The sequence below is a fragment of the Providencia rettgeri genome (assembly GCF_001874625.1).
Classification (GTDB): Bacteria; Pseudomonadota; Gammaproteobacteria; order Enterobacterales; family Enterobacteriaceae; genus Providencia; species Providencia huashanensis.
Genome location: NZ_CP017671.1, coordinates 1,754,537 through 1,767,988, shown reverse-complemented (window position 1 = coordinate 1,767,988; position 13,452 = coordinate 1,754,537). Strand labels below are relative to the sequence as shown.

General features: G+C 41.1%; 12 protein-coding genes. 8 read left to right on the top strand and 4 right to left on the bottom strand.

Annotation, left to right across the window (positions count from 1 at the left end; genetic code table 11):
- Window positions 1-227 precede the first annotated feature (227 nt).
- From citC to RB151_RS07825, 8 genes are all read left to right on the top strand, one after another.
- Window positions 228-1,304 (top strand): [citrate (pro-3S)-lyase] ligase, encoded by a 1,077-nt coding sequence (gene citC / locus RB151_RS07860; protein ID WP_042844179.1) that lies wholly within the window; start codon window positions 228-230, stop codon window positions 1,302-1,304.
- Window positions 1,301-1,597 (top strand): citrate lyase acyl carrier protein, encoded by a 297-nt coding sequence (gene citD / locus RB151_RS07855; protein ID WP_042844180.1) that lies wholly within the window; start codon window positions 1,301-1,303, stop codon window positions 1,595-1,597. Before citC ends, citD begins: the two co-directional genes overlap by 4 nt.
- On the top strand, window positions 1,597-2,493 hold the full coding sequence (gene citE, locus RB151_RS07850) for a citrate (pro-3S)-lyase subunit beta (RefSeq protein WP_048606922.1): 897 nt from the start codon (window positions 1,597-1,599) through the stop codon (window positions 2,491-2,493). Before citD ends, citE begins: the two co-directional genes overlap by 1 nt.
- A gap of 10 nt (window positions 2,494-2,503) precedes the next feature.
- Window positions 2,504-4,030, top strand: coding sequence for a citrate lyase subunit alpha (citF, locus tag RB151_RS07845; protein ID WP_048606920.1), 1,527 nt, complete (start codon window positions 2,504-2,506; stop codon window positions 4,028-4,030).
- A gap of 2 nt (window positions 4,031-4,032) precedes the next feature.
- Window positions 4,033-4,572: a citrate lyase holo-[acyl-carrier protein] synthase gene (gene citX, locus RB151_RS07840; RefSeq protein ID WP_042844183.1), complete on the top strand. Its 540-nt coding sequence runs from the start codon at window positions 4,033-4,035 to the stop codon at window positions 4,570-4,572.
- Window positions 4,559-5,491, top strand: a complete 933-nt coding sequence (gene citG / locus RB151_RS07835; protein ID WP_071547951.1) for a triphosphoribosyl-dephospho-CoA synthase CitG — start codon at window positions 4,559-4,561, stop codon at window positions 5,489-5,491. The genes citX and citG overlap by 14 nt, the downstream gene beginning before the upstream one ends.
- Window positions 5,492-5,696: 205 nt before the next feature.
- The gene (locus tag RB151_RS07830) at window positions 5,697-7,130 is read left to right on the top strand and encodes an anion permease (RefSeq protein ID WP_071547950.1); all 1,434 of its coding nucleotides are present in this window, start codon (window positions 5,697-5,699) and stop codon (window positions 7,128-7,130) included.
- A gap of 624 nt (window positions 7,131-7,754) precedes the next feature.
- Window positions 7,755-8,807, top strand: a complete 1,053-nt coding sequence (locus RB151_RS07825) for a 4-oxalomesaconate tautomerase (RefSeq protein ID WP_071547949.1) — start codon at window positions 7,755-7,757, stop codon at window positions 8,805-8,807.
- A gap of 45 nt (window positions 8,808-8,852) precedes the next feature.
- Here RB151_RS07825 and RB151_RS07820 read toward each other — a convergent pair whose 3' ends face one another.
- From RB151_RS07820 to RB151_RS07805, 4 genes are all read right to left on the bottom strand, one after another.
- Complete coding sequence (locus RB151_RS07820) at window positions 8,853-9,992, bottom strand: AAA family ATPase (RefSeq protein ID WP_071547948.1); 1,140 nt, start codon at window positions 9,990-9,992, stop codon at window positions 8,853-8,855.
- Complete coding sequence (locus RB151_RS07815) at window positions 9,992-10,699, bottom strand: RNA ligase family protein (RefSeq protein ID WP_071548838.1); 708 nt, start codon at window positions 10,697-10,699, stop codon at window positions 9,992-9,994. The genes RB151_RS07820 and RB151_RS07815 overlap by 1 nt, the downstream gene beginning before the upstream one ends.
- 227 nt (window positions 10,700-10,926) lie before the next feature.
- Entirely contained in the window at window positions 10,927-11,745 is an 819-nt protein-coding gene (locus RB151_RS07810) for a VanW family protein (protein WP_042844187.1), read from the bottom strand.
- 265 nt (window positions 11,746-12,010) lie between these two features.
- Complete coding sequence (locus RB151_RS07805) at window positions 12,011-13,327, bottom strand: CitMHS family transporter (protein WP_042844188.1); 1,317 nt, start codon at window positions 13,325-13,327, stop codon at window positions 12,011-12,013.
- Window positions 13,328-13,452 lie beyond the last annotated feature (125 nt).

Genomic DNA, 13,452 nt, shown 5'->3' with positions numbered 1-13,452 from the left:
TCCAATAATTAAAAACTTTAAAACCATTAAACAAATACAAACTCATTTAAGAAACATGAAATAGGTCAAGTATATTAAATACAGCTTCTTTAATATTAATATTGAAAAGGGAAATTAAATAATTACTTATATTAAGCGCACTAAAAAATTCTAAAAATAATTATTTAATTAACTTTAACATTAGCAACATTTTAAAAACATCTCTAAATGAGATGCAGGATACTATTATGTTCGAAAACATAACGTTTAATCAGGTAAAACGTCATGAGAACAGGAAACTTGCTGAAATTACTCAGTTTTTAAAGGAAAACGATTTAGAGCTTGATTCAAGTATCGACGTTTTTATTACTATAACCCGTAATGAAAAATTAATTGCATGCGGGGGATTAGCTAAAAACGTGATTAAATGCGTTGCAATTAGCGATGATGTTCGTGGCGAAGGCCTAGCATTAAAGTTAGCAACAGAACTTGTTAATCTCGCTTATGAAAATAACACAACACATTTATTTATTTATACCAAATTTCAGAACGAAAGCCTATTCCAACAATGTGGTTTTCATACTATTGCAACTGTCCCTGATGTCATGGTGCTGATGGAAAACAGTTGCTGTTATCTAAAACGCTATATTGAAAGCTTAAAAGCACAGCGTAAAGATGGGAAAAAAATTGGCGCCATTGTGATGAATGCCAATCCATTTACCCTTGGACACCGTTATTTGATAGAACAAGCGGCAAAAGCGTGCGATTGGCTACATTTATTTGTCGTCAAAGAAGATACCTCGCGCTTTCCTTACAAAGTTAGGCTTAATTTGATTGAGGCGGGCACAAAAGGGATAGACAATCTCACTATCCATAAAGGCTCTGAATATATTATTTCTCGAGCGACTTTCCCTTGCTACTTTATAAAAGATAAAACGGTTGCCAATAACTGTTATACCGAGATCGATATTAAGATTTTTCGTCAATATATCGCCCCAGCTCTTGGGATCACCCATCGATTTGTAGGTTCTGAGCCTTTTTGCCAAGTCACTAATCAATATAACCAAGACATGCGCTTCTGGCTGGAAACGGACGCTATGAATTTTCCACCTATAGAACTCATTGAATTTCCGCGAATAGTCATCAATGGCACGGCGGTTTCCGCCTCGCAAGTTAGAAGACTGCTCGCTAAAAAAGATCTTGCGGCAATTAAAGCGATTGTGCCTGAAGCGACATATCAATATTTACAAGAAATGCTCGCTAACCAAGTAACAACCACAATAAACCGCACCGAAAGTTCTGAATTAGCCATAGGTGAAATATGAAGATTAAACACGCAGCAATAGCTGGCACGCTTGAATCAAGTGATGTCATGGTTCGCATAGAACCTTTAGAAGATACTCAAGAAGTTTCAGTGCAAGTAACCAGCAGTGTCGAAAAACAATTCGGTGATGCCATCACGCAAATCGTACAAGAAATGATACAGCGGCATGAAATCCAAGGTGCACAAATCATCGTTGATGATAAAGGTGCATTGGAATGCGTACTCAGAGCACGTCTTGAAGCATTATTCGCTCGCGCTTGTGATATCGACTACCTACCTTGGGAGGAAAAATAATGACTCCACAACAAAAATCACGGACACGCAGAAGCATGCTTTTTGTTCCTGGCTCAAACGCAGCGATGCTAAGCAACTCCTTTATTTATAAAGCAGATGCGCTGATGTTTGACCTTGAAGACTCCGTTACACTGCGTGAAAAAGACACGGCTCGACGTTTAGTTTACCACGCATTACAACACCCGCTTTATCAAGATATTGAAACTATTGTTCGTGTCAATGCATTGGATTCCGCATTTGGTGTCGCCGATCTTGAGGCCGTCGTTCGCGGTGGCGCCGATATTGTTCGCTTGCCAAAAACCGATACTGCGCAAGACGTTATTGATATTGAAAATGAAATTCTACGTATTGAAAAAAGTTGTGGTCGTGAGGAAGGCAGTACTGGATTACTGGCCGCCATTGAATCCCCTATGGGGATCACCCAAGCTGTTAATATTGCACATTCATCACAACGACTTATTGGCATCGCACTAGGTGCCGAGGACTATGTCCGCAATTTGCGCACCGAGCGGTCTCCTGACGGCGTTGAACTCCTCTATGCTCGGTGCGCCATTTTACAAGCCGCACGCTCAGCAGGTATCCAAGCTTTCGATACCGTTTATTCTGACGCTAATAATGAAGAAGGCTTTCTACGCGAAGCCGCTCACATTAAACAACTCGGCTTTGATGGCAAGTCATTGATAAATCCAAGACAAATTGAGTTACTTCATAACCTGTATGCACCTACTCAAAAAGAAGTCGACCATGCTCAACGTGTTGTTGAAGCAGCTGATTCAGCTGCCCTTGAAGGTAAAGGTGTTGTGTCTTTAAACGGAAAAATGGTCGATGGCCCAGTGATTGATAGAGCCCGTCTTGTATTATCACGCGCAGCATTATCAGGCATTCGGGAAGAGTGAGGCAAATAAAATGACAAATAATACTCAGCGTCAGGCTCGCGTATCAGCCTACCTACAACCAAATACGGATGAAACTCAACAAGAATTCCAAGATATTGGCAAAATACAACAGCAGGTACAAAAACCGAGAAATCGCAAACTGTGCGATGATTTACAAGTTGCTATCCGTCGTTCTGGCCTCAAAGACGGTATGACGATTTCATTCCATCACGCATTTCGTGGTGGCGACCTTACCGTTAATATGGTGATGCAAGTAATTGCCGAAATGGGTTTTCGTAACCTTACCCTTGCTTCTAGTTCATTAAGTGCATGTCACTCCCCCTTAGTTGAACATATTCGCCACGGCGTTATTCGTAAAATTTATACCTCAGGTATTCGGGGGCCATTAGCTGAGGCTATTTCACGTGGAGAATTGGATGAGCCAGTACAAATCCATTCACATGGCGGACGAGCAAACTTAATACATAGCGGTGAGCTATCAATCGATGTAGCCTTTATTGGTGTTCCTTCTTGTGATGAGTACGGTAATGCCAATGGCTATACAGGAACTGCAAGCTGTGGTTCTTTAGGTTATGCCAAAATTGACGCAGAAACAGCTAAAAAAGTGGTCATGCTGACAGAAGAATTATTGGATTACCCACATAACCCATCCAGTATTAAACAAGATGAAGTTGACTACATTGTGAAAGTAAAACGCGTAGGCGACGCAGATAAAATTGGCGCCGATGCGACCCGTATGACATCTAACCCTCGGGAACTTCTCATTGCCCGTACCGCCGCGGATGTGATCGAAAAATCCGGTTATTTTAAAGATGGTTTTTCATTGCAAACAGGGACTGGCGGTGCATCTCTGGCAGTAACTCGTTTTCTTGAAGATAAAATGAGACGTCACAATATTACCGCAGGCTTTGCATTGGGCGGGATCACGTCAACCATTGTTGATTTACATGAGAAAGGCTTAATTCGCAAATTATTAGATGTACAAAGTTTTGATAAAGCCGCCGCAGAATCATTAGGCCGCAACCCTAATCATATTGAAATCAGTGCGAATCAATATGCTTGCTTTGATTCTAAAGGGGCCTCCGTTGATATGCTTGATGTGGTGGTACTCAGTGCGCTAGAAATCGATACTCGCTTTAATGTCAATGTATTAACCGGCTCTGACGGTGTCATTCGTGGAGCTTCAGGTGGTCATAGTGATACAGCGGTGGCCTCAAAACTCTCCATCATTGTGGCACCATTAGTTCGCGGGCGCATCCCAACCTTAGTTGATGAAGTATTAACTTGTGTTACTCCAGGCTCAAGCGTTGATATTCTCGTGACGGACCATGGTATTACAGTAAACCCAGCTCGTCCTGAATTAAAACAACAACTTGAAAGCCAAGGGATTAAAACTGTTTCAATGGACTGGTTAAGAGAACGAGCACAACTCTTAACTGGTACTCCTAATCCAATTGAATTTACCGATAAGGTCGTGGCCGTTGTTCGCTACCGCGATGGTTCGGTCATTGATATTGTTCATCAAGTGAAGGAGTAACTATGTTTTACCCACTGCCTGATACTCAAGAGCAATTTGAAATTTCCTTACCTGAACTGCTAGATAGCCGTGATGCCCGTCAGGCTCGTCAGCAACAATGGATTGGTCTCCATCAGGTAACCTTGATTTCATTTACTGTCGTTTTCCCGGGAGCGGTTAAAGATAACTCCCTTGTTAGACATGTTTTTAATCAAGGACTAAATGCGCTTAAACAAATTGCTTCACGCAGGCAGTGGGTGTTTTTATCACAACAATCATGGGCATTAAAAACAGGACCGGAATGTTTGGCTGCTGTTGATGTCGATGCAATTGAAATTAAAAAAGCGTTAATTGAAATTGAAGAGTTATCGCCAGTGGGACGGCTATGGGATTTTGACGTTTTTGATGCGAACGGACAGCAGTATTCTCGCTCACAATTAAACCTCTCTTCAAGGCGTTGTTTGGTTTGTGAGAATGAAGCTAAGGTGTGTGCTCGACATCGAACACACCCACTTGGTGAGATCCTTAACCGTATTGAGGAGTTAGCTAATGCAACACGCTAAACAGTTAAACTCTATCACTGAAGAACAAGTTCAGCATTACAGCCAATTAGCTTGGCAAGCTTTGCTCGCTGAAGTGAATTTAACCCCTAAACCGGGGTTAGTCGATAAACATAACACAGGTGCCCATAAAGATATGGCACTGACCGATTTTCACTTAAGTGCCAATGCAATTGCAAAATATTTCCCTTATTTTCTACTCGCAGGGGCTCAGCATAAAGATTTACCGATAGAAAACGTTTTAATCAATATCCGTAGTATTGGTATTAATTGTGAAACGGCCATGTTCCGTGCAACTCAAGGTGTAAATACGCATAAAGGCAGTATTTTTTCCCTAGGGTTGGTATTAACTGCAATCGGCCGTTTAATTGCCTTACAGCAACCCGTGCTGCCTCAATATATTAGTCAGTTAGTGGCAGGAATGTGTGTTGGAATTACCGATGAATTAAAAAAACCAACTGATACCCCAACGGCAGGGCACCGCCTATATCAGCAATATGGGCTAACAGGTGCTCGAGGTGAAGCGCAAAATGGTTACGCGTTAGTCATTCAACATGCACTCCCTTACTATTTACAACAACTCGCAAAAGATAAAGCAGACGATATTGCCCTACTTGATACCTTAATTTTATTAATGAGCCTGAATGATGACACTAATATTGTTAATCGTGGAGGTATTCAAGGGTTAGAGTGGGTAAAACAACGCGCTACACAATTATTACATCAAGGGATTAATACCCACAATGATTTAATTTTTGTAAAAAATTTCGATAATGAATGTATTCAACAGAATGTCAGCCCCGGTGGCAGCGCAGACTTATTAATATTGACTTGGTTTTTTGCCCGATTAGCAAATCAACATCACGGTTTAACATTACAAAAATTCAACATTATTAATATAGGAAGAAATAAGAAAAATTAAATTAATTAAGAAAATAAAAACCAATTAAATATTTATTAATAAAAAACATCCGCTTTAGAATGAATTACTAATAAAACCAATTTATTATTTTCATTCAAGATGCAGCCATATTAAAAATTGTTATTTTAACAAATTCCTAATATTAAAGTTCATTCAATTTAATATTAAATAAATTTAATATTGATTTAATCAAGGAAATTGGCTTATGCAAAAAGAAAAAATATGGAAGCTATTTATATTAATAGCGATTCCAATTATCATTGCTTTAATACCAACACCAACTGGGCTCCCGCATATTGCTTGGTTATTATTTGGTCTTTATCTTGCCGCCATTGTAGGGTTAGTATTAAAACCCTATTCAGAACCCGTTATTTTATTAGCCACTATTGCAGCAAGTGCTGTCATTATTGGTATTACAGGTACTAAAGATGTCAAAGCAAGTGAAGTGCTCAGCGGTTATGCGTCTGGGACCACATGGTTAGTATTTGCTGCATTTACACTGAGTGCCGCATTTGTAATTACCGGTCTCGGGAAACGTCTCTCGTATATATTAATAGGTAAGCTAGGCGGAACAACGCTTGGGTTAGGATATGTCACTGCTATTCTGGATTTAATTATTGCTCCTGCTACCCCATCGAATACTGCACGAGCTGGGGGAATTGTTTTTCCTATCATCAATAGTGTCGCGGTTGCTTTAGGGTCAGATCCAGAAAAAAGCCCTCGTAAAGCAGGTCACTATTTACTGGTTAACGTATATATGGTGACTAAAACCACCAGCTATATGTTTTTAACTGCCATGGCACCGAATGCTTTAGCATTAGCGATGATGACCGACATCATGGGGATCCATTTAAGTTGGGGTGGATGGGCACTCGCTGCTTCAGTTCCCGGCTTAATCATGCTGATTTTAACTCCCTTAATGATTTATAAGCTTTACCCACCAGAATTAAAAAAAGTAAATAACAAAGAGATCGCGGCAAAAGGCCTTGAAGAATTAGGCCCGATGACTATGCGTGAAAAATTACTCAGCATTGTATTTATTATTGCGCTTTGTGGCTGGATTTTTTCCGACTTAATCGGCGTAAGCGCATCCAGTGTTGCTATTGCCGTCATGGCATTAACCCTGCTCCTTGGTGTTGTTACTTGGGATGATGTCTTAAAAAACAAAGGCGGCTGGAACACGCTGATTTGGTACGGTGGGATCATCAGTATGTCTGGCGTACTGACTAAAGCGGGTTTCTTTAAATGGTTAGCTGATACCATGAGCCAATACCTTTCTTTCGGCGACCAAGCCATGCTTGCCTTCTTCGTCATCATGTTTATCAGTGTCGCAATACGTTACTTATTTGCCTCTGGTGGTGCATATGTCGCCGCGATGGTTCCAGTATTCGCGACAGTCGGTATGGTAGCTGGTGCACCTCCAATGCTACTGGCTCTAGGCTTACTTTTCTCTAATGCCTACGGTGGTAGTGTAACTCACTATGGTGGTGCGGCTGCGCCTATCGTATTCGGTGCGGGTTATAACGATATTCGCTCTTGGTGGATTATTGGTGGCCTTGTCGCATTCATTAGCTTACTTGTTCATATGACTATCGGTTTAGGTTGGTGGGAAATTTTAATTAACACTGGGTTAATTTAATCCTCACGCCTTTATATAACGGTATGGGCACAATGATTATTGTGCCCAATTTAACTAAACATTATTTCTCACGCTTCTATGGTTATTTGCAGCCTTTAAGCTATCGCGTAAATATTTATCGGCTTCCCCTAAATAGTTCTCGTTGTGGCTAGGCGGCAAATGAAGGCATCCCAAGGCGCATACAAAGGTATGTGACTTGGGTAACTGAGTGTAGCCAACACCGCCACAGCGGGAAACATCAACGGGCTTCCCCTAAATAGTTCTCGTTGTGGCTAGGCGTCAAATGAAGGCATCCCAAGGAGCATACAAAGGTATGTGACTTGGGTAACTGAGTGTAGCCAACACCGCCACAGCGGGAAACATCAACGGGTTTACCCTAAATAGTTCTCGTTGTGGCTAGGCGGCAAATGAAGGCATCCCAAGGAGCATACAAAGGTATGTGACTTGGGTAACTGAGTGTAGCCAACACCGCCACAGCGGGAAACATCAACGGGTTTACCCTAAATAGTTCTCGTTGTGGCTAGGCGGCAAATGAAGGCATCCCAAGGAGCATACAAAGGTATGTGACTTGGGTAACTGAGTGTAGCCAACACCGCCACAGCGGGAAATATAACGGGTAAACAGATGAAAAAGATCCCTTGCACATTAATGCGTGGCGGCACCTCGAAAGGTGTATTCCTACTCGCAGATTCTCTTCCCAACGATATTCAACAGCGCGATAAGCTCATTCTTGCATTGATGGGTTCTGGTCATGCTTTACAAATTGATGGCATTGGAGGTGGTAGCCCACAAACCAGTAAAGTCGCCATTATTGGCCCCTCTTCTCACCCTGACGCTGATATAGACTATTTATTTGCACAAGTTTCTATTATGGAAGCGATTGTCGATACAGCGCCGAACTGCGGTAATATCCTGTGTGCGGTTGGCCCTTTTGCCATTGAAAAAGGCTTAGTCCCTATTCATCATGACACGACCACGGTAAGAATTCGTAATGTGAATACCAATACCTTTATTAATTCAACAGTACAAACACCTAATGGCGAAGTGAATTACCTTGGTGAAACCTCAATTGCTGGTGTACCTGGGTATGCAGCACCTGTTGCGCTAACATTTTTAAATGCCTGCGGTACTAAAACTGGGAAACTTCTGCCAACTGGGCACTCAATTGATACCTTTGACGGTGTTGAGGTGAGTTGCATCGATATGGCAACGCCTGTGGTACTCATTGATGCCCCTCAGATGAATAAAACCGGTTATGAGACGGCTGAACAATTAGAAACAGATAGCGAATTTATGCAGAAATTGGAAGCTATTCGCATTAAAGCGGGGGCAGCAATGGGTTTAGGTGATGTGAGCAAAAAAGTGATCCCCAAACCTATTTTGGTCTCTCCTGCTATCCATGGTGGTACCATCAACGTACGCTATTTTATGCCTCATAAATGTCATGGTGCCCTTGCTGTAACCGGCGCTATTGCTATTGCCACCAGTACCCTTTTACCTGACAGTATCGTGAAACAATATATTGATTCTGTGGATATGAAAAATATCGCTATTGAGCATCTCAGTGGAATGTTTGAAGTCTCATTAACTCCAAAAAGTGACTTTCCTGAGGGGCTACAGGCATCAATTATCCGTACAGCAAGGAAGTTATTTGAAGGTGATGCGTTTATTCCATAATACAAAATGAGAACCTGCCTCTTACCTAGAGGCAGGTAAACCATGCTATATCTCCCCGAACAACTCAACAAACTCACTATTAATATAATAAGAAACTTGGTGCGCTTCATCGGGAGTGGGTAATTCCAACTTGCCTGCCATTCTTTCCATAATATTATCTGGAACAGCATATTGCCGTTGTTGATTTTGTTGCCGCCATTGCTTGAATGGCACTTCCAAGTAAACTAAATGAACTTTTGCTTGATAACGTTCAAATAGGCTGATCATACTGGCTCGCAAAGAAGCGCTTAACGAAGTCGCATTCCAAATAAAATCCGTTTTAGTGCGCAGTAAACCTTTAGCTTGCTCTTTCGCTTGTTGAGCCACCCACCCTTGTGCATTTTTATCTGCAGGGTTAATTTTATGTTCTCGGCGAATATCATCGAGGCAAATTATTTGAGTTTGTGGATAAAACTGTTTTACAAAGTGATCCTTCCCCATACCGGGTAAACCGCATAACATAATCACTTCGCTACCAAACTCCTCAAAAGGGAGGTAATCTGCCGTGCCCTTCTGGTAGTGAAAATATTGGAAACGGCCCGCTAAAGAGGCAAATGATTTAGGCTTATCCCAACAATCTTGCTCACGACAAAATAATTCAAACAGCTCAATTCTAGCGAGTAAATCAGCTTTATCTTCACAAGTTCGGCCTATTGCATCCGCTTTCGCCAACATACACAACAACGGCATTTCGACACGTAAAGAGGCGGCAAATAAAGTACGCTCAGGGTCTGGTTTTTCCATTATCCATAACGGTAAGCCGTGAAAACGCACTAATGCAGCAATATGTTCACGAATGGCAAAAGGTGTTTCTATTTGACGAAATAATATATTCCGTACAGATAACTCACCTTTTTTAGCGTGCCCCGGTGAATGAATTCGCCCCTCTTCATCTTCACGTGTGGTACTGCGCTTTTCTACGTCATGCAATAATGCCGCAGTCCAAACCACCTGCTGCTTAAACGGTGATAGTTGCTGATATTCAGGCAAACTTTCAAGCGCGGCTAACACCATTTGGGTATGAATAGCCACATTACCCTCTGCATGGTGCAAGCTATCTTGTGGTACATTTTGCATGTCGCGGATAAAATCAAATTGAGCTTCAAGCTGCAACCAATCGCGGTTTTTTGTCAATTGCCAGCTCATCATTGCCCTCCTTGATATTCAAAAGCCAGTTTGGCTCTTTGCCAATTACGCTTCCAGTGGATATCTGTTTTGACATGATTTTTACGCACATATTTAAATACATGCGACATAAAATCATCTACTGGGAAGGCTTGGCTATCACGGCTAACAATACCTTCCATGCTACATGCTTTGCCTATATGTGTATCATAGGCAATAAATTGGCTATCTTGGGATGCGGCTTCTATTAATCCACGGGTATATTCTTGCTCAGACATATTCTTATTCAATGATAAATCCAACTGAGGCACCGTAGGGAAATCAAATAATGCTGCATAAAATTGCACTTCTTCCCAACTAAGCCAATAACCCCCTTGCCTAACGGCAAACAGATAAAAATAGTCTTCAATATGCTGATACTCAATGGAATGCACAGCATAAAGATTTTCACCGAATAGTTCGATATCACCTAAATCATCTTTAATTAACTGCCAACGCTGACGTATCTGTTGGCTCCATGCAGATTGTGTTGGCGCGCCATGAGAGCGTGCAAACACACCATAGCGATTTAAACAATTGTTTTCGCCATCGAGTTTTTCTGTGTGAATTAATTGCCCAATATTTTGGATGTGCGACCACCAATCGCTATTGATGCGATCGTCACTAGTCGTACCGGGTGAGAACGGATAATGATACGTTCTACCATACTTTCTTGATTGCATATTCATCATGCTTTCTCTAAAAAATAGAAATCACAACAAATCTTTTGCAAGATTTGCTTCTTTTATTGTTGAGAAATCAAGTGTTGGTATTACATATCTAGTCCGAGTGTCGGCCTCATATTGATGCTGCCTAGCGTTTTCTCTAGGCCTGTTTGTGTTATATTCAGTGAGATCCTAACTTAACTGTCAAGGAAAAAACTATCAATTTATTCCTAAACTCATGAAAAACGCAGTTATTCGATAACAATTCGGCTTTCATCAATAGGGTATTTCACTACGACTTTATTGCAGTACAAACAATTATCTTGCAAAGTGACTGGTTCTTGCCCTTTAGTCGTCACTTTTTGCCAAATTTCATTGTGGCGATAAATCACCCCTTTTTCACGGGTAAATTTATGGTTTTTCTCATAAATATGGTATTTCGCCTCTCGCGGATCACTGCATAACAACTCCCCTTCAAGTTGGTGCTCAGCAATATTAAAAACCAATTGAAATGCACTTTGAGTTGGGTTGTAAAAGACAAGGTCGATGTAATTATAAAAAATGGCAGCGCCTGAGCCAAACGGCAATACTCTGCCCTCATCAGGAAAAGGGTCAAAACTATGATTAGCACGCTCAACCACCTGTAATGGTGAGTGCAAAATCATCCAGTGTATTAGGTTGCTGAGCTGGCAAATTCCACCACCAATACCACTACGAGCTTCGCCAAATGATAATTCCATCCCCTCAAGAAACCCCCTACGCGCTGTGGGCTTTCCCACTAATCGACAAAAGGAAAAATACTCCCCAGGGTATATCGTAATACCATTCATGGCTTTAATGGCTATGCGCAAGTTAGTCACTTTGTTGTACTGCAAACGTAAATCCGACTCACCTAATTTGCGGATTAATTTGGATGTGTGCTTATTGTAACGATATTCAAGACGTTCAGAAGATTTCGCTTTCGCATAATATTGAGAGGAAAATGCCCAATGCAGTCTTCGAGCTAGACGTTTTTGAGTCACACGCAGCCAATAGAGGATAGGATGATAAGAAGAAAGTGGCCGACGCATAACAAAACCTTATTGATAATAATTAACCAATAAATCATGTCATAACCGTAAATTTTACGACATAGTAACTATCTGATAATTCGCAATATAGCTATTCAATCACCTTGGTACCTGTACCGACTACAGATTACAAACCAAAAAATAAACTGGATGTATTCTAATCTGATGCTATTGCAACTAGGCGACAAAAAGTAACCCCTAGAACATACCAATGTATGACTAGGGGTTACTTTTAAAGCCAACAACACTGCGGCGCGAAAGTCAATTAGTAGAGACCGAGTACCGCACCAGCGCCAAGTAAAAATAGACTAAATAGCCAAATCCACCCAAATGAATAACGCAGGTGACGCCCCATATCAATCCCCGCTAGCCCCATGGCTAACCAAGCTGCCGGTGAAAATGGGCTAACAAAAGTCCCTGCATTATTACCAATAGCCATAGAGTAAACAACAGCAGATGGGTCTACCCCTACAGTGGCTGCAATTTGTTGAATTATCGGTAATAAAGCAAAATAATAAGCATCTGTACTGGTGAATATATCCATCGGCACACCCAAAATACCAACAAAGATATGCACTTTTGATACCCATTCCATTGGTAAAATAGCAGTTAAATCTTTTGCTATCGACTCAAGCATTCCCCCTTCAGATAAAATCCCCAAAAATGCTCCAGCTGCAAGTATAATCGCGACCATACCTAGTGCTTGTGGCGCATGAGCAGATAAAACCTTCATTTGGTCTCTAGGGTTAGGGAAGTTCACCATCAGTGCGATTGATAGTGCTATCATAAATACATATGGAGCTGATAATAAACCAAATGCCAGACACACCACCGATGCAACAATTAAACCACCATTAATTAATGGCTTTTTAGGCTTTTGGATAGTTTCATTGATTTCGCCAATTTCTTCACTCGCAGGTAATAACGAATCCATCTCATACGGCGTCGTCCCTTTCAACCGTGCGGAAGCTATGCGGCGTTTCTCGCGCAAACCCATAATAATAGCGAATACCACAGCGCCACCCATACCAATTAATTGAACAGGTATAAGTTGCTGCCATAAAGTTGATGCGTCAATTCCAGTGACTGCAGAGGCGCGCCCTAAAGGCCCTCCCCAAGGCACCATATTCATCACCCCCATGCTTGCACACATCAGTAATAACATTAAATATGGGCTCATACCTAGCTGTCGATATAAAGGTAATAATGCAGGGATAATAATTAAAAATGTTGCTGCTCCTGAGCCATCTAAATGGACAATACCCGCGATTAGGGTAGTCATAATACAAACAACAACAATATTTCCACGAGTCATTTTGACCATTATCCGAATTAATGGGTCAAAAATATGGAGATCTTTCATCAAGCTAAAAAACAAGATGGCAAATAAAAACATTGCAGCGACTTTCGAGACTTTATTAATCCCACTCTCGAAGAAAACTGAAATTTCCGCTACAGAATATCCTGCAAATAATGCACCAATAAATGGTATACAGGACATTGCGATAATAGGGCTCACTTTTCCCATCATGAGCAATGTCACGATAGATACAATGATTAAAATACCAATAATTGTTAACACATCGACTTCCTTCTTAGAATTATATTTTTCAGGTGAAATAAGCTTTAATTAACTAGCCTAATTATTTAATGCTATTTTACGACTATGCAAATTGCGTAATTAAATTGTCTATTTGATTCAATATC